The 20,239-nt window shown below is 76.5% G+C and carries 15 protein-coding genes; 5 read left to right on the top strand and 10 right to left on the bottom strand.

Going from position 1 to position 20,239, the window contains the following annotated elements; translation table 11 throughout:
* The coding region (locus IE332_RS30625) for an alpha-galactosidase (RefSeq protein ID WP_189922709.1) at nucleotides 1–2,026 on the top strand (2,026 nt) is incomplete at its 5' end.
* A 7-nt stretch (nucleotides 2,027–2,033) separates the two neighbouring features.
* Here IE332_RS30625 and IE332_RS30620 read toward each other — a convergent pair.
* Nucleotides 2,034–2,483 (bottom strand): hypothetical protein, encoded by a 450-nt coding sequence (locus tag IE332_RS30620; protein WP_229929048.1) that lies wholly within the window; start codon nucleotides 2,481–2,483, stop codon nucleotides 2,034–2,036.
* Nucleotides 2,484–2,574: 91 nt separating this feature from the next.
* Between IE332_RS30620 and sigJ the strand changes: the two genes are divergently transcribed.
* On the top strand, nucleotides 2,575–3,591 hold the full coding sequence (sigJ, locus tag IE332_RS30615) for an RNA polymerase sigma factor SigJ (protein ID WP_189922707.1): 1,017 nt from the start codon (nucleotides 2,575–2,577) through the stop codon (nucleotides 3,589–3,591).
* Nucleotides 3,592–3,630: 39 nt separating this feature from the next.
* On the opposite strand, the gene IE332_RS30610 is transcribed toward sigJ, so the two are convergent.
* The gene (locus tag IE332_RS30610; protein ID WP_229929047.1) at nucleotides 3,631–4,827 is read right to left on the bottom strand and encodes a saccharopine dehydrogenase family protein; all 1,197 of its coding nucleotides are present in this window, start codon (nucleotides 4,825–4,827) and stop codon (nucleotides 3,631–3,633) included.
* Nucleotides 4,824–5,909: an alpha/beta hydrolase family protein gene (locus IE332_RS30605; protein ID WP_189922705.1), complete on the bottom strand. Its 1,086-nt coding sequence runs from the start codon at nucleotides 5,907–5,909 to the stop codon at nucleotides 4,824–4,826. The genes IE332_RS30610 and IE332_RS30605 overlap by 4 nt, the downstream gene beginning before the upstream one ends.
* 75 nt (nucleotides 5,910–5,984) lie before the next feature.
* On the opposite strand from IE332_RS30605, the gene IE332_RS30600 reads away from it, so the two are divergent.
* On the top strand, nucleotides 5,985–6,833 hold the full coding sequence (locus IE332_RS30600; protein ID WP_229929046.1) for a PaaX family transcriptional regulator C-terminal domain-containing protein: 849 nt from the start codon (nucleotides 5,985–5,987) through the stop codon (nucleotides 6,831–6,833).
* Here the strand turns inward: IE332_RS30600 and IE332_RS30595 are convergent.
* Nucleotides 6,823–8,076, bottom strand: coding sequence for an MFS transporter (locus tag IE332_RS30595; RefSeq protein ID WP_189922703.1), 1,254 nt, complete (start codon nucleotides 8,074–8,076; stop codon nucleotides 6,823–6,825). The two genes, IE332_RS30600 and IE332_RS30595, sit on opposite strands and share 11 nt — an antisense overlap.
* A 54-nt stretch (nucleotides 8,077–8,130) precedes the next feature.
* On the opposite strand from IE332_RS30595, the gene IE332_RS30590 reads away from it, so the two are divergent.
* On the top strand, nucleotides 8,131–8,874 hold the full coding sequence (locus IE332_RS30590) for an AraC family transcriptional regulator (protein WP_189922701.1): 744 nt from the start codon (nucleotides 8,131–8,133) through the stop codon (nucleotides 8,872–8,874).
* Between the two features lie 93 nt (nucleotides 8,875–8,967).
* Nucleotides 8,968–9,711: an SOS response-associated peptidase gene (locus IE332_RS30585; protein WP_189922699.1), complete on the top strand. Its 744-nt coding sequence runs from the start codon at nucleotides 8,968–8,970 to the stop codon at nucleotides 9,709–9,711.
* 83 nt (nucleotides 9,712–9,794) lie between these two features.
* Here the strand turns inward: IE332_RS30585 and IE332_RS30580 are convergent, their stop codons facing one another.
* From IE332_RS30580 to IE332_RS30555, 6 genes are all read right to left on the bottom strand, one after another.
* Nucleotides 9,795–10,568, bottom strand: a complete 774-nt coding sequence (locus tag IE332_RS30580; protein ID WP_189922697.1) for a GNAT family N-acetyltransferase — start codon at nucleotides 10,566–10,568, stop codon at nucleotides 9,795–9,797.
* Nucleotides 10,569–10,634: 66 nt separating this feature from the next.
* Complete coding sequence (locus IE332_RS30575; RefSeq protein WP_189922695.1) at nucleotides 10,635–12,305, bottom strand: thiopeptide-type bacteriocin biosynthesis protein; 1,671 nt, start codon at nucleotides 12,303–12,305, stop codon at nucleotides 10,635–10,637.
* A gap of 58 nt (nucleotides 12,306–12,363) precedes the next feature.
* The gene (locus tag IE332_RS30570; protein ID WP_189922693.1) at nucleotides 12,364–14,334 is read right to left on the bottom strand and encodes a TOMM precursor leader peptide-binding protein; all 1,971 of its coding nucleotides are present in this window, start codon (nucleotides 14,332–14,334) and stop codon (nucleotides 12,364–12,366) included.
* Entirely contained in the window at nucleotides 14,331–16,037 is a 1,707-nt protein-coding gene (locus IE332_RS30565; RefSeq protein ID WP_189922690.1) for a hypothetical protein, read from the bottom strand. The genes IE332_RS30570 and IE332_RS30565 overlap by 4 nt, the downstream gene beginning before the upstream one ends.
* On the bottom strand, nucleotides 16,034–17,197 hold the full coding sequence (locus IE332_RS30560; protein ID WP_189922688.1) for a lantibiotic dehydratase C-terminal domain-containing protein: 1,164 nt from the start codon (nucleotides 17,195–17,197) through the stop codon (nucleotides 16,034–16,036). Before IE332_RS30560 ends, IE332_RS30565 begins: the two co-directional genes overlap by 4 nt.
* A 333-nt stretch (nucleotides 17,198–17,530) precedes the next feature.
* On the bottom strand, nucleotides 17,531–20,215 hold the full coding sequence (locus IE332_RS30555) for a lantibiotic dehydratase (RefSeq protein WP_189922686.1): 2,685 nt from the start codon (nucleotides 20,213–20,215) through the stop codon (nucleotides 17,531–17,533).
* Nucleotides 20,216–20,239 lie beyond the last annotated feature (24 nt).

The following is a 20,239-nucleotide window of genomic DNA, read 5'->3' as shown; positions in this document are numbered from 1 at the left end:
CACCCTGCTCTCACTCGCCCTCGCCACCGGCGGCCTCACCGCCGCCGGCCTCGGTGCGGCCGCCCCCGCCGCCGCGCTCGGCAACGGCAACGCCCTGACCCCGCCGATGGGCTGGAACTCCTGGAACTCCCTCGGCACCGAGGTCACCCAGGAACAGGTCGTCCAGACCATCGACTTCATGGCCGCCAACGGCCTGGTCGCGGCCGGCTACGACACCGTCACCATCGACGACGGCTGGTCGCTCTGGCACCGCGACGGCCAGAGCACCGACCTGGTCCGCAACGCCGACGGCGGCCTCCAGCTGTACGACGACGCCGGGCACCCGGTCGGCGGCAGCGACGGCACCGGCACCGACCCGACCTCCGGCCACCTCGTCCCGCGCCCCGACCACTTCCCCGCGCAGACCGTCAACGGCCGTACCGTCAACGGCATCGAGTACCTCGCCCGGTACGCGCACGGCAAGGGCATGAAGTTCGGCCTCTACGCCACCGACACCTACCTCACCTGCCAGATGCACCCCGGCAGTCTCGGCCACGAGAGCACCGACGCAGCCGACTTCGTCGCCTGGGGCGTCGACTTCGTCAAGTACGACGACTGCCCGTACGGCCCGCCGGTCACCGGCCCGGACGGGCACGACTACGGTACCCAGGGCGAGGGAAAGGAGCTGACCCGCTCGATCTACACCCGGGTGCAGACCTTCCAGCGCGCCCTGGACGCCGCCTCCGCCGCGCAGGGCCGGCCCAAGGTCACGCTCAGCGTCTCCGCCCAGCCCGTCCACACCGGAGTCCCGCACCTGCTCGCCGCCGACGACCCGGCCCGCACCGACCCGGTCGTCCGGGCCGCCGGCACCGCCCCCTTCCAGGCTCCCGGCTACGCGCCCACCGGCGTCTGGTGCGGCCAGGTCGCCCACCTCTGCCGGATCGGCGGGGACCGGGACAGCGAGCTCGACGGGGTGCTCTGGAACGGGCAGTTGCAGACCGCGCTGCGCTACCCGGGCAACGTCCGCCCGGGCAGCTGGAACGACCTGGACATGATGTTCACCGGCTGGCAGGACGTCTACGGCCTGTACGGCACCACCGACACCTGCCCCTGCCACAAGCCCTTCACCGACGACCAGTCCCGGACCGAGACCTCGGTCCTCGCCATGCTCGCCGCACCGCTGATCTCCGGCGCCGACCTGCGCACCGCCGAGCAGTCCCGGCACAGCGCCGACGGCTACACCTGGTCCACCGGGATCAGCGCCGAGAGCCTCGCGATCCTGAAGAACCGCGAGGTGATCGCCGTCGACCAGGACGGCCTGGCCGAGCCCGCCACCCTGGTCGGTGCCAAGCCGGCCGACGGGCGGGCACCGGTCGTGCTCAAGCGGCGGCTGGCCGGCGGCGACACCGCCGTCCTGCTGGTCAACCAGGACCCGACGACGGCCCGGACGGTCGGCACCAGCCTCGCCGAACTCGGGCTCAGCGGCACCGGCTACCGCGCCAAAGAGCTCTGGACGGGCGCGAGTTCGACCGTCACCGGCCCGCTCGGCTCCACGCTACCCCCGCACGGGGCAGCCCTCTACCGGCTCGCCGCGCAGCCGGCCGGCGGGGCGACGGGCGTGGTCGACGACGGCCGGTACCACGGCCTCACCACCGGCGGCCTGGCCCTGAGCCTGACCGGATCCTGCACCTCGCCGCTCACCTCGACCACGGACCTGGAAGCCCCGCGCGGCGGGGACCCGGCGCAGCGGTGGACGTTCACCGGCAACCCGGACGGCACCGTCCGGATCACCGACGGCTGCGACACCGCGACCCACCGCCACACCGTGCTCTCGGCCGGGGCCTCCGCCGGCGACAGCGCCTACCTGCTCGACCTCGCGCCCGGCAACCCGTGGCAGGAGTGGAAGGTGCGGCAGGACCCGGCCACCGGCGCCCTGACCGTCACCAACGTCGCCACCGGTCTCGACCTCGGCGCCACCACCGCCGCGCCGGGCACGCCGGTCACCACCGACCCGCCCGCCGGGCGGAGTTGGACCCTCACCTCCTGAGCGAGCGCTACCGGGCGCCGGACCGCCGCACGGCGCGGGCGGCCGGCGTCCGGACCAGGGCCGCCACGCTCAGGCCGAAGATCAGCACGCCCAGCGGGACGTGCACGGCCGGGACGTGCGCGACGCCCAGGACCACCTGCGCCGAGGCGAGCACCAGGAAGCCGGTCGCGTGCAGGATCGGCCGGGGCGATCCGCCGCCCGGGCGCCAGGCCAGGACGGCGGCGAGCACGTACAGCATCGAGGCGCCGTACATCACCCGCGCGCCGACGCTGTGCAGCGTCTCGCCGTAGGAGGTGGACAGCAGCAGGCCCGCGCTGACCGCCTGGAGGAAGACGGTCCCGGTCTGCAGGGCCACGGCGACCCGCAGGAAGGTGCGGGTGCGCGGCCCCGCGGTGGTGTCCGCCGTCGTCGTGCCCGTCGTGCCATTGGCCGTGCCCGCCGTCGCTCCGATGGCCATGATCCGGTCCCCTCTTCTGCCTCGCGGCGGTTGATCGATAGTGTCCCGATCGTCCGACGACACAGGCCCGCGAAGTGTGAGGCGAAGTTCCATGAGCACCCCGAGCACCCCGAGCGCCTCGTCCGAGCCGGGGTACGACCGGTCCGAAACAGGGCACGAGCGCTCCGAGCCGGGGCAGGACCGGTCCGAGCCCGACCTGAGCGTGGTCGTCGGCGAGCGGCGGCAGCTGATCAACCTGTCCTACCGGCTGCTCGGCTCGCTCGCCGAGGCCGAGGACGCCGTGCAGGAGACGTACGCCCGCTGGTACGCGATGACGCCGGGGCAGCGGGCGGCCGTGCTGTCGCCCGGCGCGTGGCTGACCACGGTGGCCACCCGGGTCTGCCTGGACCTGCTCGGGTCGGCCCGGGCCCGGCGCGAGCGGTACGTCGGCGAGTGGATCCCCGAGCCGCTGCCGGACCGTACGGAGTGGATCGGCGGGACGGGCGGCGGCGGGGCGCAGCCGGCCGACCCCGCCGACCAGGTCACCCTGGACGAGTCGGTGAACATGGCCTTCCTCGTCGTCCTGGAGGCGATGACGCCGGCCGAGCGGGTCGCGTTCATCCTGCACGACGTCTTCCGCTACCCCTTCCCGGAGGTCGCCGAGATCGTCGGCCGGACCCCGGCGGCCTGCCGGCAGCTGGCCACCTCGGCGCGCCGCCGGGTGCGCGCCGCGCAGACCCCGACCGCGCCCCGGGCCGGACAGGCCGGCCTGGTGCGGCACTTCAAGGAGGCCTGGGAGGCCAGGGACATCGCTGCGCTGGTCGGCCTGCTCGCCCCCGACGCCTCGATGACCGCCGACGGCGGCGGGACGGTCGGCGCCGCCCTGCGCCCGGTCGTGGGCGCGGAGCGGATCGCCCAGTACCTGGTCCACTTCGCCGAGAAGGCCCCCGGGCTCACCCTCCTCGAACGGACCGTCAACGGCCGACCCGGTCTGGTCGCCCGGTACGCCGGGGTCACCGCGACCGTGGCGGCGTTCGGCGTGGACGGCGAGCGCATCACCCACATCTGGGCGGTCCGCAACCCGGAGAAGCTGCGCCCGTGGACGGAGGACGGGCCGCTCCCGGGCTGAGGCGGTGACTGACGCGCCGCTCCTGGGCTGCGGCGCCCGCTACAGCTCCTCCACCACCTCCACCCCCGGGCGCTCCCGCGCCAGGTCGCGGAAGAACCGCTCGGCGTCGATCGCCGCCTCGGGCGGGTGCACTCCCGCCGACCCGACCGTCCCGTCCAGCAGTTGGGCCAGCGCCAGCCCGGCGGGCACGCCGGTCGCCTCGGCCATGTCCGCCAGCAGCCCGTCCGCGCCGGCGAGGCGGGCCAGGGCCGCCGCTGGGCGGCCGTCCCGCGTCCCGGTGGCGGCGGCGAAGAAGGGCGGGAGGGTGCCCGGGCCGCGCAGCCGCGGGGTTCGGAGGGCGGCGCGCAGGCTGCGGCGCAGCGTGGGGCGGTCGAGGTCGGCGGCGGCGGTCTCGTTGCCGAGCCGCCCGGCGTCGAGGTCCTCGCGCAGCACGTCGAGGTAGGCGGCGGTGCCGGCCCGGACCACCATCAGGTTGGCGGCCGCGCCGGCGGGCCGCAGGCTGCGGTGCAGGGTGACCGGTTCCGGGTGGCCGACGGTGTACGCCGTGCCCCGGTGGCCGCCGGGCAGGTCGAGGGTGACGGGGCGCAGCGGGGGCCGCCGGACGATCCGCCCCGCCTCGACCACCGCGACGGTGCCGCTGATCTGCTGCATCCAGTGCACGGCGGCGGCCGAGACGGCGCCGCCCGGGTCGCGGAGGGTGGTGTCGGCCGACAGGCTGCCGGCCTCGGGGCCGACGTCGACCGGCCAGGCGGTGTACAGGTCGGTCAGGGTGTCGAGGCGGGCGGCGGCGCGGGCGGCGAGCAGGTTGCTGACGCCGGGGCTGGCGCCCATGCCGATCACGGCGCGGACCCCGGCGGCGCGGGCCTCGTCGTCCAGTCCCAGCATCGCGACGGTGGGCTCCCAGTCGTCGCAGATGTCCAGGTAGTCGGTGCGGGCGCGGATCGCGGCGCGCAGCACGTCGAGGCCGAAGCGGTAGTACGGGCCGACGGTGTTCAGCACGAGGTCGGCGTCCGCGAAGGCGGTGTCCAGGGCCGTGCCGTCGGTGACGTCCACCCCCAGTGCCCGGACCGGGACGGCCGTGGTCGTGGCGAGCGCGGCGGCCGTGCGGCGGGCGGCGGGCAGGTCGCGGTCGGCGATCACGAGTTCACGGACGCCGGGGAGCGCGGCGGCGACGCGGGCGGCGACCCGGCCCGTCGCGCCCGCTCCGCCGAGGGCGAGCACCTTCATCGTCGTCATCCCTTCCGGTGGTCCTGCTGGTCCTGGCGGTCCTGATGGTCCTGTCGGTCCTGGTGGTCCTGCCGGTCCAGCGAGGTCAGGAACCGCCGCATGCCGTCGAGGTAGCCGGGGGTGAAGAGCGAGCGGGGTGCGGCGATCGCGAGGAAGGTGCTCCTGAGCTCGGAGTCCTCGACGTCCTTGGGCACGATGTTGTGGGTGGCGTCCTGGAAGCGCTCCACCGTGAGCTGCCCTGGGGCGGTGAGGAGGCGTCGGTAGCCGGCCTCGGTCTCGTCGCTGTCGACGTTGACGTCCTGGCCGCCCAGGACGAGTCGGACCGGCACCCGGAGGGCGGTGAGGTCCTCGGTGGCGTCGGAGCGGTGGTTGCGCTTGTCGAAGGCCCAGCGCTCCGGGGTGAGGCCGTCGGTGTCGCCGCCGGCGGCCCGGTACTGCTCGAAGGTCCCGGAGGCCTGGAGGGCGGCGAGGTTGCGGTCGCTGCGGGCGACGGCGGCCGCGGTCTCCTCGGGCGAGGCGTGCCGGGCCCGGAGTTCGGCGAGCAGGTTGTAGCGGCCCTGCCGGAGCCAGTTGAGCGCGGGGGCGACGGCGATCACGAACCTCACGTCCGGGGACTGCCGGGCGGCCTTGGGCATCACCCAGCCGGCCTGGCTGGCGCCCCACAGGCCGATCCGGGTCGGGTCGATGCCGGGCTGGGTCCTGGCCCAGGCGATGGCGGCGACGGTCTCGTCGGCGCGGTCCTGGATGCTCTGGTCCAGCCAGTTGCCGGGGGCGTGGTTGACGCCGGGTTTGTCCCAGGAGAGCGTCGCGTAGCCGGCCGCGGCCATGGCCTCCCAGATCGGCCGGTAGAAGGTGTCGTGGGTGGCGTCGGTGGGCCCGTCCCCGTGGACGAAGACGACCAGTCCGTACGGTCCGCGGCCTCCGGTGGGGCGGGCCAGGACGCCCTGGAGCGGCTGCTTGCCGCCGGTGATGGTGACCCGTTCCTCCGTGAGGTCGTACTCGTTCTGGTACACGACCCAGCCGCCGACGCCGGCTACCAGCAGCACCACGGACAGCAGCGACCCCCAGAGCCACCGGTGTCTGCCCAACATCCCCATATCGTTCACCCTAAAATCGATCGTTTCGAAAACGACCGTATCAGAGATGAACGCACTATGATGATCGTCATGCAGGAGATCCCGACCCGGGTACTGGTGGACGCGCTGGTCCGCACCGACGGCACGGTCGACTGCGGCGACCTCTACGCCGTGGCCGGCCACCTCGGCATGACCGACCAGCAGGTCCGGCTGACCGTCAGACGCCTCACCGCCGACGGGCGCTTCGTCCAGGAGGGCCGCGGCCGCCGGGCCCTGCTGCGCGCCACCGCCGCGACCACCCGGGCGATGGAACCGGATCTCGACCACCTCGCGTTCATGTACGCCCAGGACCGCGGCCAGGCCCCCTGGGACGGCGTCTGGCACCTGGCCGGCTTCGCCGTCCCCGAGCGCGACCGCGCCGCCCGCGACGCCCTGCGCGAGGCCCTGCTGCGGATCGGCGGCGCCCCCGTGCAGAACGGCCTCTACGTCTCACCGCACCCCTGGGAGCCCGACGTCCGGGCGGCGGCCGAACCGCTGGGGGTCCTCGGCAACCTCACCCTCCTCAGTACCACCGACCTGCGGAGCGGCGACACCGACGACCCGCAGGAGCTGGCCCGCCTCTGGTGGCCGCTGGACGAGGTCGCCGAAGGCCACCGCCGCCTCGCCGGGACCGCCGCCGACGCCCTGGCCCGGCTGACCGAGGGCGGCCTCGGCGACGCCGAACTCCTCACCCTCGCCGTGGAGCTCGCCGCCGCCTTCACCGAGGCCGTGGAACCCGACCCGCTGCTCCCCCCGGAGCTGCTGCCGCAGCCGTGGCCCGGCACCGGGGCCCGCGAGCTGGTCGCCCGCTGCTGGGCGCTGCTGCTCGCCGACCCCAGGCCGGGCGCGCCACGGCTGTTCGACACCTACGCGGAGGTCGTCGCGGCGGTCACGGCCTGACCGGCGCCGCCTCGTGTGCCGCCGGCTCCGGCTCCTCCGGCGCCACCGGCTCTGGCATCACCGGCTCCGGCGTCTCCGGCGCCACCGGCTCCGGGAGCGTCCGGAACAGCGCCCAGCTCAGCACCGGCATCAGCACCAGCGGCAGCAGCGCCGTCCGCAGCGAGGTCGCGTCCGCGAGCCCACCGATCAGCGGGCCCGCCAGGCCGCCGATGCTCACCGTCAGCCCGAGGGTGATCCCGCTCGCCGTGCCGATCCGGGACGGAAGGTAGTCCTGCCCCAGGGTGACCTGCAGGGAGAACGGCACGTACAGCCCCGCCGAGGTCAGCGCCACGCACAGGTACAGCGCCGGCCCGGGCACCAGCAGCACCCCGGCCACCGCGACCGCCGCCACCAGGTACGACCAGCGGGCCACCGCGACCCGCCCCCACCGGTCCGCCAGCGCGCCGCCCAGCACCGATCCCACCGCGCCGCCCGCGTACAGCACCACCAGCGCCGCCGTACCCGTCGCCGCACCGCCGCCCAGGCGCTGGGTGACGAACAGCGAGAGGAAGGTGCTCAGCCCGACGAAGGCGATCGACCGGCACACGACGGCCAGCGACAGTTTCAGGAAGGACGCCCGGTCGTCCGCGACCGCGGGCGGCGTCGGCCCGGCGCCGGACGCGCGCCGCCGCTCCAGCTCGCGCAGCACCGGCAGGCACAGCGCCGTACCGGCCAGCGCCGGCAGCGCCAGCAGCGGGGTCAGCCGCAGCCCGCCGGTGCCGACCACGGCGGCGACCAGCAGCGGGGCCGCCGCGAAGCCCAGGTTGCCGCCCAGCGAGAACCAGGCCATGCCCCGGTGGCCGCCCCGCCCGCCGGACGCCCGCCGCGCCGCCAGCCGCGCCACCCGCGCCGACTCCGGGTGGTAGGCCGCCACCCCGACCCCGGACAGCGCCACGAAGGCGAGCGTCAGCCCGTACGAGCCGCTCACCCCGCTCAGCGCGATGCCCGCCCCGCCCAGCAGCGTGCTGACCGGCAGCAGCCAGGGCAGCGGACGGCGGTCGGTGAGCGCCCCGAACAGCGGCTGCGCCACCGAGGACAGCAGCGAGGCGGCGAGCACCACACCGGACACGGCGGCGTAGCCGTAGTGGCGCTCGGCCGCGAAGAACGGCACCAGGGCCGCCACCGCGCCCTGGTAGACGTCCACGCAGGAGTGCCCGAGCGAGAGCAGGAGGATCGAGCGGTTGTCGTGCGTACGTTTCGGCATGCCGCCATGCTCGGGGCCACACCCCCTGTCGGACTTCCGATAATCTGCCAGGCGATGCCGAACATCCGCCATGACCCCGTCGCCCCGACCCGCGCCCAACTCCTGCCGCCCGGCGGCGGGATCGACGCGCACCGGCACGACGACCACCAGATCGCCTACGCCGCCCGCGGGGTCCTCGCCATCACCACCGACGCCGGCTCCTGGGTCGCCCCCGGCAACCGCGCCATCTGGATCCCGGCCGGCACCGTCCACGCCCACCAGGCCCACGGCGCACTCGAACTCCACCTCGTCGGCCTGCCCGCCACCGAGAACCCGCTGGCCCTCGACCGGCCGACCGTCCTCGCCGTCGGCCCGCTGCTACGCGAACTGATCGTCGCCTACACCCGCACCCCCGACGACCGCGGCCCCGAACGCGCCCGGCTGCGCGCCGTCCTGCTCGACCAGCTGCGCGCCTCGCCCCAGCAACCGCTCCACCTGCCCGCCGCCACCGCGCCCGTGCTCCGCGCCGCGTGCACCCTGCTGACGGCCGACCCCGCCGACCGCCGTACGCTCGCCGAGCTCGGCCGCGCCGTCGGCGCCAGCGACCGCACCCTCTCCCGGCTCTTCCGCGCCGACCTCGGCATGACCTTCCCCCAGTGGCGCACCCAGCTGCGGCTCCACCACGCCCTGGTGCTGCTCGCCGAGGGGCTGCCGGTCACGGCCGTCGCCCACCGCTGCGGCTGGGCCTCCGCCAGCGCCTTCATCGACGTCTTCCGCCGCACCTTCGGCCACACCCCGGGCGGGCAGGCACCGCCCTGAACCGGCGGGGTGCGGCCGGTCGCGGGCCGGTCGTGACAGGGGCGCGGCCCGGTCGCGGCCCGGTTGTCCCTCCCTGGTGGCAGGCTGGGGGGCATGTGCGGCCGCTTCGTCTCCACCACCACGCCCCAGGACCTCGTCTCGCTGCTCGGAGAGCTCCGCTGGGACCCGGCCGAGACCTTCGCGCCGAGCTGGAACGTCGCCCCCACCGACCCGGTGCCGGCCGTCCTGGAACGCGTCGACCGGGACACCGGCGAGCTGCTGCGCCACCTGCGCCCGCTGCGCTGGGGCCTCGTCCCCTCCTGGTCGAAGGACCCGTCCGGCGGCGCCCGCATGATCAACGCCCGCTCGGAGACCGTCGACACCAAGCCCGCCTTCCGCAAGGCCTTCACCGCCCGCCGCTGCGTCATCCCCGCCGACGGCTACTTCGAGTGGCGCGAGGTCCCCGCCACCGCCGACCGCAAGGCGTACAAGCAGCCGTACTTCCTCAGCACCGGCGGCGTGATGCTGATGGCCGGCCTCTACGAGTTCTGGCGCGACCGCACCCGCGCCGACGACGACCCGCTCGCCTGGCTGGCCACCGCCACCGTCATCACCACCGACGCCACCGACAACGCCGGCCGCGTCCACGACCGGATGCCCCTCACCATCGCCCCCGACGACCTCCCCGGCTGGCTCTCCCCCGCCCACACCGACCCCGCCGAACTCCACCACCTCCTCCGCCGCCCCGCCGACGGCGACCTGCGCGTCCGCGCCGTCCCCACCACCGTCAACAGCGTCCGCAACAACGGCCCCGAACTCCTCGACACCGCCCCCGACCCCCTGGGCCTCGCGGACTGACCGACCGTTCCGGGAGACGGAGTCGAGACGAAGGCGAGACGGCGGAAAGACTGCGGACCGTTAAGGACGCCTCGGCGCCCGGCTCAGGTGCGCTCGAAGCCGTGGGAGTGCGCGATGACCTCGAAGCCCCGGCGGGCGTACCAGGTGCGCGGCCAGTCGTCGGACTCGGCGATCAGGAAGCGGGTGCCGCAGTCGGCGGCCGCAGCGCGGTGCAGGGCGGCGGCGAGGACGGCGTCGGCGTGGCCTTGGCGGCGGTGGTCCTCGGCGGTCATCAGGTCCTCGATCTGGGCGGTCCCGGCGGCGGGTTCGAGGTAGAGGTCCGTCCAGGCGGCGACCTCGCCGTTCTCCGCCCGGGCGCCGAGGAAGTGGACGTGTTCGGCGCCGCGGAGGGTGGCCACGCGCCGGTCGACCAGCAGGCGGACCACCTCCTCGTCGGCCTGCGGGAGGGCCGTGCGCCAGCTCGCCGCGAGCGGCGGCCGGAGCGCCTCCAGGTCCACCTCCTCGACGGTGCGGCCGTCGGCGGCGGCGGGGACCGGGCCGGTGTGCAGCATCACCAGGTAGGTGCTGTGCCGGTAGCCGGCCCGCTCGAAGGGCTCGACGCAGGCGTCGCCGAACTCGCCGTCCAGCACGGACACCACGCGGAACGGCCGGTCGCCCATCACCTCGTCGACGAGGCCCGGCAGGGCGGCCGGGTCGGCGTCGGCACGGTCGACGAAGACCTGGTTGTTCGACCAGGAGCCCGCGAAGCGGTCGTCGAACACCGCGAACCCGCCCGGGAGTTCGACCGTGCGCTCGGCGCGCCGACGGGCGAACCCGGCCAGGAAGTCGTTGATCCGCCGCACCACGTCATCCGTCATGCCCGGCACTCTACGGGTTCCCTTGCCGTACACCGTAGTTGGCGGTCAGCCGGGCGGTGCCGTGATTCACGGGGTGAGGGTGCTCGGCCTCCCCAGCGGTAGCAGGTACTGGATCGGCTCCTCGAGGTCGTCCAGGCCGAGGAGTTCGTGGGCGAGGTCGTCCTGGAGGCCGCCGAGGGGGGTGGTGCCGAGGCCGTGGGCGGCGGAGGTGAGGAGGAGGTTCTGGGTGAGGTGGCCGGCTTCCAGGAGGCCCAGGCGCAGGGCGCGCAGGCCGTAGCGGCGGCGCAGGTGGGCCAGGTCGAGGTAGACGGCGAGGACGGCGGGGGCGTCGTCGATGCCGATCGCGGCCGGGTCGGCCGCCGGGCGGGCGGTGTAGGAGGAGAGGGCCTTGAGGTCGTCGAGGGCGGGCGCCGGGCCGATCGGGCGCAGGCTGCGGTGGACCGGGAGGCACTGGTAGGTGCCGGCCGGCAGGCCGTCCACGGCGAGGGCGACCAGGCGCAGCCGGACGGTGTGCAGGGCGCCCGCGCTGGGGTACGGGCGGTGGCCGGTGCCCTCGCCCGGGGCGTACGCGGACCACAGCAGCCCGCCGAGGGTGGCGGCCGTCAGCGGGCCGGTCAGCGGGCCCCGGGTGGAGCGGCGGGTGTGCAGGGCCTCGGCGAGGGTGACGGCCGGCAGGGGAGCGCCGGGCAGCGGGATGTCGCCGGGCAGCGGCCGCGGGGCCGGGGCGGGCGGCAGCTCGCGCAGGGTGCTGTCCTCGGTGCGGCCGATCTGGAACTTGCTGCGTTCCAGGTACTGGCGGTCCGGGGCGTGGTGGTCGGCGGGGAAGAAGGTGAACGGCTGCGCGGTCTCCAGCAGGGTCCGGGCGGCGAGGCGGCAGACCGCCCGTTCCTCGTCGGGGCCGACGCCGAGCCGGTTGAACAGCATGTGCAGCTGGGAGGCCCAGACCCAGAGGAGCCGGTCCGCTGCCTCCGGAGGTGCGACGGCCCGCATCCTGGCGTCGGCGTCGGCGACCCGTGCGGCCCACTCCCCCAGCCAGGGCGCGGCCGTGCCCGTGTCCAGCGCCGCGCGCAGCGCCCGGGCCCGCCCGGCCAGGGCCTGCCGCTGCCGGGCGAACACCGTGTTGACCCGGGTGTGCACCGCGGCGCCGGGCAGCGCCCGGAACTCGGTGACCCAGCGCCAGGAGGCGGCGTGCCGGCGCAGCCAGCGCGAGGCGGCGAGCTCGTCGAGGCCGAGGGCGGACGCGGTGGTGTGCGCGAGGTCGAGGGCGAGCGGCAGCCGGGACCCGGGGGCCGCTTCGAGGGCCCGCAGGGCCTGGACGGCGGTGCGGGTGGAGTGGGTGAACACCTCCTCGGCGATCGGCAGCAGCGCCGGGCCGCCGTAGCGCTCGGTCTCCGGCTGGTACGGCACCTCCGTGACCTCGCCGTGCGTGGGCGTCCAGGGGCCGTCGAGCGGGGTGCGGCGGGCGGCGAGCCGGGTGAGGTCGGTGGCGAGGCCGGTGGTGAGGTCGGCGGCGCGCTCGGCGGGCGGCGGGCCCGGGGTGCGCAGGCGGATCCGCAGATGGGGGCCGCCCTCGCCGTAGCGGATGAAGAACCAGTCGGTGTCGGCGAGTTCGTCCAGCAGCGGGGCGAGGTCGGCGGTGAGGAAGGCATCGGCCTCGTGGGCGGGCAGCGGCAGCGCGAGGTGGAGGCTGCGCCAGCGGGCGGCCCGCGGCTGCGCCGGGTCCTTCGTGGTGCTCATGTCCTGCATGGTCGTCGTGTCCTTCCCGGACGGCTGGGGCTCCGAGGGTTCCAGGGCGCTAAGGGAACGGGTGCGGGTGGAGCGGCAGTTCGTCGTGGCGCAGCGGGCCCGGGGTGCGGCCGAGCCGGTACGGGACCTCCAGCAGGCGCGGCAGGCCCCGGGTGCGCCGGTTGAGGTGGCCGAAGGTCATCGGCAGCGCGCCGGGGACGATGACCTTGGCGCAGTGCAGGCCGAGCCGGTCGCGGACGCCGGGCTCGTCCTGGGTGACCACCAGGACCTCCAGGCCCTCCCCGGCGAGCCGGGTGACCGTCCGCTCCAGCAGCTCGGTCAGGTCGGCGACCGGGGCGGGGGCCTCGGGCCAGCGTTCGCGCCAGGGCACCGGGGGCGGGCCGGCGAAGAGGAAGTCCAGTCGGGGTTGTGCCTCGGGCAGGGCGTTGAGACCGACGTGGTCGTCCAGGCCGACGACCAGCTCGGGCCGTTCCAGCATCGGCCGCAGCCGCTCCGGATCGCGCGGACCGCCCGGGGCGGTGGAGCGGTGCGGGGCCTCCTGGACGTTGGTGACCACCTCGGCGACGGCGGAGCGGATCGCCGTCAGCGGGTCGTGGTGGGCGCCGGCGGCCAGGAAGGTGCGCGGGGCGTCCGGGTGGCTGTCGGTGGGGCGCCCGGCATGACGGCCTGCGTGGCGGCCCGCGTGGCGGCAGAGGGCGAGCACCGCCGGGACGCCGAGGTCGTTGGTCGCGTCGAGCAGGGTGAGCCGGTAGCCGAGCAGCCGGGCCCGGGCGGCCAGGTCGGCGATCTGCGGGTCCTCGGTGGGGACGGCGATGCCGGGCAGCGGGGTGCGCGCGTACCAGGCCATCAGGAAGGCGTCGCGCTCGGCGACCTCGAACAGGCCGTAGAGCGCTGCCTCCTGGGGGCTGTTGCCGAGCCCGCAGCCGTTCGAGGACTCGTAGACGACGCGGGGGCGCTCGCGGTCGGGCAGCTCCCAGTAGGCGGCGTGCTCGGGGACGGCGACCGGGCGGCGGTGGGTGAGCGACCAGCTGTGGACCCAGTCGAGTACGAGGTCCGGGCGGTACGGGACGGTGGCGGTGGCGGTGGCGGCGGGGTGCCCGGGGTGGGTGAGGTCGGGCAGGCCGAGCCGGACCGGGTCGAGGACCGCTCCGGGGCCGAGGTCGCGTGCGAGCTCGGCGTAGGAGGCCCGCAGGACGGTCCGGCGCCCGAGCGGCCGCATACCCGCGTACCGTTCCACGGCCTCGAACAGCGCCACCCGCTCGCTGGAGCGGAAGTCCGCAGCCCGCCCGTACCCGCCGTCGTCGACCGCCCGGCCGTCGGCCACCCAGGCGGTGGTGAGCGCGAAGGCGGAGTCCTCGGTACGGAACAGTCGGCGGACCGGGCCGAAGCGTTCGTCGTACAGTTCGGCCCGCAGCCGCTCGGCTCCCGTACGGTCGTTGGGGCCGCGCAGGACGGTCGGGTCGGGCAGCGGGCGGGGTGCCGCGGGCAGCCGGGCGGCTTCGGGCGAGTCGGCGGGCAGCGGGCGGCAGACCGGGCAGCCGCCGACGGGGCGGACCCGATGGGTGGACCAGGTGGCGCGGGCGCCGTTCACGACGTGGACAGCCGCATCACCCTCATCGTCAGCACCACCCGCATCGCCCGCATCGCCCGCATCGCCCGCATCGCCCGTCGGGGCTTCGGCCAGTTCGGCGGCGAGCGCGGCCACCGCCGCGCCGAAGGCCGGGGTGCCGGTACCCGCGAGCGCCAGGGCGGGGCTCTGCCAGGGCACCCGGCCACCGGCGGTGGCGAGCCGCTGGTACTCGGTGCAGCCAAGGCAGGCCGGCGCGCCGGGGTGCAGCACCGGGCCGACCAGGGTCAGCGCGCCGTCCTCGCGCACCGGCACCAGGCGTACGGGGTGGTCCAGGGCGTGCCGGCTGAGCCGGGCGGCGAGGCCGAGGGTCCATTCGGTGAGGTGGACGACGGCGGTACCGCTGGTGGTGGCCAGGGCCTGCGCCGGGGTGAGGACGGGCAGGTCGGTCATCGGGCGTCTCCTGCCGAGACGGATGCCGGACCGGGAGCCGGGACGAGGGCCGTGAAACCGCAGCCGTCCAGGGCACCGGCGAACGCGCGGGCCGCGGGCGTGGCCGGCCGCCAGGGGGTGGTGCGCAGGCCGGTCAGCCGGCCCAGGTCGGCACGCAAGTCCGCCTCATGGTCGGCGAGTTCGGCGAGCCAGCGGTCGGTCCAGCCCTCGTCGGTCCAGGCGGCCGGGTGGCGGCCCGCGGCCGCGAGCGGGGCGGCCGCGCCGGTGAGGGCGGTGTGGTGGGCAGCGGTCAGGCCGCTCGACCGGGCGAGCAGACGGGTGAGGGCGGCCAGAGCGGCGTGGGCGACGGCGTCGGCGGGGGTGGCTTCGAGGGCCCGGGCACCTTCGACTTCCGCCTGGAACACCCGGGCGTCCGTGAATTGACGGACCGTCAATTCTGGTGAGCGGCCGAGGCAGCGGGCCAGCGTCTCCCACCAGTGCGCCGCCTGCGGATGCTCCCGCCAGACCGCCTCCGGTAGCGCGGGACCGGTCGGCACGGCCCGGGCGAGGGCCGCGCGGCGCAGGGCCCGGCCGAGGGCGTGGTCCGGGTCGGCGCCGACCACCGGCGCCGTTCCCCCGTCGACGGCGGCCAGGTGGAGCTCCGCGGACCGGCAGGCGGCGGCCAGCCGGGCGAGGTCCGTCCGGGCCGCGCCGGCCACCAGGGTGCCGGTGGGCGTGCCGCAGGAGACCAAGGCGGCGGGCAGTTGCGGCAGGCCACCGGGGGACGGCGCGTCGAGGACGCCCAGCCGGGCGTCGCCGAGGGCGGTGACCCGGCGAAGCGCCTCGGCGAGGTCCCCGGGCGGTGCGGCCACGGGGCCCGGGCCGGCTGCCCACGGGTGGTGCTCGGCGCGCGGCGGACGGGCCTCGGCGAGCAGGACGGCGGGGCGGCCGCCGAGCAGGCGCGGGTCGTCGCCCGGCTCACCCGGGTCCGGCAGACCGGCTACCGCGCAGAGCAGCCGCTGGGCAGCGGCGGCGGCGAGCAGAACGGGCAGGGCGGAGACGGCTCGTACGGTGCCAGGGTCGGAGCCCAGCCGGGCCGCGAGGGCGGTGGCGTCCGCCCGGGCGCGGCCCGGGTCGGCGGGCTCGGTGACGAAGCCGCCGTCCGTACCGCACTGGACGGCGACCGCGACCGGCGGCTCGCCCGCCGAGGCCACCACCCGCCCGGGAGGCAGCCCGGGTTCGGCGACCACGGTCGGTGCGGCCGTCCCGCCCGCGGCCAGGGCCTGGGCCACCGCACGGCCCAGCGGGCCGTCCGGGTCGGCGGCGGCCACCACCGGGCGGGCGGCCGCGAGGGCCGCCGCGGCGACGCCGGGTTCGTCGGCCACCGCGCCGGGCCAGTCGGGCAGCCGGGCGCCCGCCGGGTGGTCCACGATCAGGTCGTGCTCGCGCAGCCGGGCGGTGACGGTGGCCAGCGCCGCCGCGACCTTCGGCTCGGTGACGGGCTCCGCGGCCTCCGGACCGGGGGCGAGCCGGGCGGCGAGCAGCTTCCACAGCTCCGGGAGCGCGCGGCTGCCCTCCAGGGTGAGGCCGGTGCCGCGCCCGCGCAGGTGCAGGCCCTCCCGGAGCGGGGTCACCGCCACCCCGGGCCGCAGGTGGGGCCGCAGACGGGGCCGTACGGCGCCGGGCTCGACAACCACCCCGGTGGCCGACCCGTCGCCCGTCATGCGGCGCTCTCCACCACGGCGATGACCTCGTCCACCCGGTCCTGCCACCGGTGCCCGGTGAGCGCGGGCACGCTGCGGACCACCAGGTGGGCTGCCAGGTAGCGCTCCACCGGCCGGACGTCGCAGATCGAGAGCAGCCGGTACAGGCCGTTGGTGCAGGCCCGGTAGATCAGGTAGTCCGGGCGGGTCCACATCGTGCCGGCGGGGTCGGAGCGGTGCAGCAGCCGGTGGAACTCGCTGTAGCGGGTGCGCAGGTCGAAGTCCCAGCGGGCGGCGGTGTCCGGGTCGCCGAGGCCGGCCGCGCGCTCCCGGTACTCCTCGCGACTGCCGCCGAGGTCGGCCCCGGCCGCCAGCAGGCCCTCCGCCCGGGCCCAGGCGGTGGCCGACCAGTGCGCCCAGTCCCGCTCCCAGCCCTGGGCGCCGCCGTCGGTGATCCGGCCCACCAGCCGGGTGACCGCGTCGCCGACGCGCTCCCAGCGCCGTTCGAAGGCGGCCCGCAGGCTGCCGTCCGGGTCCTCGTGGACGAGGAAGTCCTCCAGGTGCGACAGCATCGAGTAGTGGCCGCCGATCAGCCCGTCCGGGTGCGCGGTGGCGTGCGCCGCGAGCGCCGCCACCACCAGCTGCACCCGGGCCTCGGACGCGTCGCCGTGCGCGCCGAGGAAGTCGCACCCGGAGCCGATCGCGGGCAGCCCGCGGCCGAGCAACTCGTCGCGCAGGGCGGCCGATTCGGCGCCCAGCAGGGCGTTCAGCGAGGCCTCCTCGGCCGGATCGACCGGCAGCACCCGGACGGTGTTGTCCGGCACCAGCGGCCCGTACGGCGGCGCGACCAGCTCCACCCGTCCGGCGACCACGGCCTCGGCCAGCAGCTGCTCGTCCGTCCGGTCGGCGACGGACGGGTGCGCCGCCGTCCACGCCCGCAGCACCTCCGCCGCCCGCTCCGCCGCGACGGCCACCCGCGGGCCCGGACCGCGCAGCCGCAGCCGCAGGTGCGGGCCGAACCGCCAGTGCCGCTCGACGTGCGCGTCCAGCCCCTCCGCCGCCGCCTGCCGGGCCTGCGGCAGTACGGCTTCGCGCAGCGCGCGGGCCTTGACGGGCTGGTAGTAGGTCAGGACCACATCACGGGCGGTCACGGCCTCCGGGCCGTCGGCCGGATCACTCATCGGACGTCTCCTCGGCGCTGCGGGACGGATTGGGACGGACGGACGAACACGGGACCGGCCGACGGGCCGGAGAACGGCCGACGGACCGGAGAACGGCGGGCGGACCGGAGAACGGCGAGCGGGACGGAGAACGGCGGGCGGGGAGGCAGCGATCCGGGCGCCCCGGAGCTCCGGCACCGGAGCGCGACGCCCGGGAGGGCGACCGCACACCCGCCCCCTCGGGCCGCCGGCTCGGACGGCGGCCGGACCCCTTCGCGGCCGAGCCGGAGACCGCTCGGAGCACCGGCCTCACCGGCGCGGCACCGACCGGTCGTGGCCGTACCTCGACGCGGCTCACCTGGCCCCCTCCGGGCCCGCGTCGCCGCCGACGGCGACGCCACCACCGACGCCCGCCCGGCCCGGGCGGTAGGTCTCCACCACGAGCTCGACCGCCCGGGCCGGTTCCGCCGTGCCGGCGACGGCGGGCAGGGATTCCTCCAGCACGACGCCGTTCGGGTAGCGGGTGAGCCACTTGGCGAGGTGGCACAGGTGCAGCGGGTTGCCGAGGTCGACGGGTTGCGGCTTGGGGGCGCGCAGGTGCGCGACGAAGGCGTCGGCGGGCGTGCCCGTGGTCGTGGCGGCGGTCTGCACGGGGTGGAGGAAAAGCTGTTCGGGGAGCCCGAGTCGGGCGCGCCAGCGGGCGACGGTACGCGCCGGGACGCCGTCGGGGCCCGGGTCGGCGGCGAGGTCGGCGCGCAGGGCGTCGAGGACGGCGGGCGGCAGCTGCCAGCGGCGGCGGGCCAGGACGACGTGCCGGTGGCGCAGGCGCGGGGTGCGGGTGACGGTGCCGCCGGGGGCGTCGACGGCGGTGCGGGGCAGCAGTGGACGGAAGTCGACCACACCGTTGGGGTGGTCGGCGAGCAGCGGGGCGAGCCGCTGGGGCAGCATGATCGGGGCGAGGAAGCCGAGGTAGAGGACGTCCAGCGGTTCGCCGGTGCTCCGCAGCCGGAAGCGGAGCTGGTCGGTGGCGGGGTCGTGGACGAGGTCGAGGTCGTCCTCGGCGAGGCCGGTCCACCGCCGGTCGGGGCCGATCTCCTCGTCCAGCAGCAGCGGGTGCAGGTTGGCGTTGAAGCCGCCGACCGGCCGGACCTGCGCGGCCCGGGCGCCCTCGCCGAGGCCCCGGCGGATCTGCCGGGCGACGTCGGTGGCGGCGCGGGGCGCGGTGGCGTCGAGGAAGCGGCTGGTGAAGCGGCCCCAGCCGCCGTAGACGTGGTTGACGGCCAACAGGCCCTGGGCGGCGTCGCATTGGACGAACCAGGAGTAGCTGAGCGGTCGGGCGGCGGTCCAGTCGGGCAGCCGGCCGGCCAGCGCGCGGACCCGGTCGGCGGGCAGCACCAGCTCGCCGTCCGTCTCCGGTACGGCGGCGAACTCCCGTCGCAGGGCGTTCAGTTCGTCCGGAACGGCCATCTCGGACCAGGCCTGGGCGGTCTCGGCGCCGAACTCCCACGGGGTGGCGCACACCCCGCCGATCCCGTAGCGGGCCACGAACCGGTCGCGGGCCGCCCGTCGCATCAGGTGGCCGTGGTCGAACAGCTCGGCCAGTGCGGTGAGTTCGGCGAGCGCGACCCGGTCGGCGGCACTGGGCGACGGCCGGTGCGGCGGCGCGGGCGCGTGCACGTCCTCGCTGAGGACGGTGAGCGGCGCGGCGTCCTCGGGCACCGGCCGGCCGGCGTCGGCCAGCACCCGGCGCCAGTCGGCGGCGAGGCCGGCCAGCAGCGCCGGCCGGCGCTCACCGGGCGCGTCCGCCACCTCGGCCGTACCGGACGCCAGGCGCTCGACGGCCGCGACGAACGCGGCGTCCTCCGGCCACTGCCGGAGCCAGTCGGCGAGGCCGCGCAGCGGCTGCGGGGCCTGTGGATCGACCGGGTCGGTGGGCACCAGCAGCCGGGCGGCCAGGAGTTGGCCGAGGAAGCGGTGCACGGCGGGGTCGCCGTCCGGGCGTCCGAGGGCGGCGGCGAGGCGGGTGGCGAGCCGCTCGGGAGTGTCCGGGGTCGCGGTGAGCGAGGCGAGGAGCGCCAGTTCGGGCCGGGCAGCCAGTTCGACCTCCTCCTCGCGGGTGACCAGGTAGCGTCCGCCCGCGAACACCACCTCGCTGCGGGGGTAGTGGGCCCGGCCGTCGGCGACGCGGGCGGCGCCGGCCATCCGGTGCGGCAGGGTGCGGCTGCGCCGGGGGTCGTCGAGCAGGGCCTGGACGAGCGCGGCGACCAGCGTCCGGTTCTCCCGGACCACCGCGTACGGAAGCCCGGCAGGGTCATCCGCTACCCCGTCCGCCGTCCCGTCCAGCGACCCGTCCGCCATCCCGTCCGCCGTCACGTCCCCGGCGGACCAGCCGACCGCCGTGAACCAGGAGAGCGGGCTGGTCTTGGTGGTGGCCCGCAGCGCGTGGCGCAGCACGGCGGCCTCCTCCTTGCGGGCCCGCCCGGACTTCGTCCCCGTCGCCCCCGCCTCGCGGGCCGTGTTGGCGACCGCGCGCAGCAGGTCGGCGCTGGTGAGCGCGATGGCGCGGGCGAAGGCGGGTTCGCCGCAGAGCCCGACGAGGGCCGCGCGCTCGGCGGCCAGCGCGGGCGGCACGGCGTCCGCCAGCGCGGCGGTCAACTCGGCTCGTCGGAGCCGCAGTTCCAGCCACTCGGCGAGCCGGGGGACGCGCTGCGGCAGGTCGGCGAGCCGGTCGAGCAGGGCGGGGCGGGGCGGGCGCCCGTTGTGCAGGTCGCGGCGGAGTGTGAGCACGATCCGACGGTGGAACTCCTCATCGTGGCCGGCGCGGCTGTCGTACAGGTCGTCGCAGAGCTCGGGCCGCAGCGCCGCGTCCACGGCCTCCACGGCGCCGAGTTCGGCCAGCAGGCTCCGGACGGCTGCCGAGGCGGCGGACTGCGCGGGCCGGGCGAGGACGGTGGCGCGCACCAGGGCGTGGCGCGCGGTGTACGCGGCGGTCGCCGGGGCCTCGGGGAGCGAGGGGCGTGGCAGGGTTCGGTTCGGCATGGCTGCTCCCTCCGACGGGACTCG

The organism is Kitasatospora xanthocidica (assembly GCF_014656195.1).
Classification (GTDB): domain Bacteria; phylum Actinomycetota; class Actinomycetes; order Streptomycetales; family Streptomycetaceae; genus Kitasatospora; species Kitasatospora xanthocidica.
The sequence above is the reverse complement of the archived record's forward strand: the minus strand, read 5'-3'. Positions and strand labels throughout refer to the sequence as shown.

Coding starts and splice junctions, on each gene's coding strand:
- IE332_RS30620 (WP_229929048.1), bottom strand. CDS start 2,483: ATGGCCATCGGAGCGACGGCGGGCACGGCCAATGGCACGACGGGCACG.
- IE332_RS30565 (WP_189922690.1), bottom strand. CDS start 16,037: ATGACGGGCGACGGGTCGGCCACCGGGGTGGTTGTCGAGCCCGGCGCC.
- IE332_RS30560 (WP_189922688.1), bottom strand. CDS start 17,197: ATGAGTGATCCGGCCGACGGCCCGGAGGCCGTGACCGCCCGTGATGTG.
- IE332_RS30590 (WP_189922701.1), top strand. CDS start 8,131: ATGCCGAACATCCGCCATGACCCCGTCGCCCCGACCCGCGCCCAACTC.
- IE332_RS30575 (WP_189922695.1), bottom strand. CDS start 12,305: ATGAGCACCACGAAGGACCCGGCGCAGCCGCGGGCCGCCCGCTGGCGC.
- sigJ (WP_189922707.1), top strand. CDS start 2,575: ATGAGCACCCCGAGCACCCCGAGCGCCTCGTCCGAGCCGGGGTACGAC.
- IE332_RS30610 (WP_229929047.1), bottom strand. CDS start 4,827: ATGACGACGATGAAGGTGCTCGCCCTCGGCGGAGCGGGCGCGACGGGC.
- IE332_RS30570 (WP_189922693.1), bottom strand. CDS start 14,334: ATGACCGACCTGCCCGTCCTCACCCCGGCGCAGGCCCTGGCCACCACC.
- IE332_RS30600 (WP_229929046.1), top strand. CDS start 5,985: ATGCAGGAGATCCCGACCCGGGTACTGGTGGACGCGCTGGTCCGCACC.
- IE332_RS30605 (WP_189922705.1), bottom strand. CDS start 5,909: ATGTTGGGCAGACACCGGTGGCTCTGGGGGTCGCTGCTGTCCGTGGTG.
- IE332_RS30585 (WP_189922699.1), top strand. CDS start 8,968: ATGTGCGGCCGCTTCGTCTCCACCACCACGCCCCAGGACCTCGTCTCG.
- IE332_RS30580 (WP_189922697.1), bottom strand. CDS start 10,568: ATGACGGATGACGTGGTGCGGCGGATCAACGACTTCCTGGCCGGGTTC.
- IE332_RS30595 (WP_189922703.1), bottom strand. CDS start 8,076: ATGCCGAAACGTACGCACGACAACCGCTCGATCCTCCTGCTCTCGCTC.
- IE332_RS30555 (WP_189922686.1), bottom strand. CDS start 20,215: ATGCCGAACCGAACCCTGCCACGCCCCTCGCTCCCCGAGGCCCCGGCG.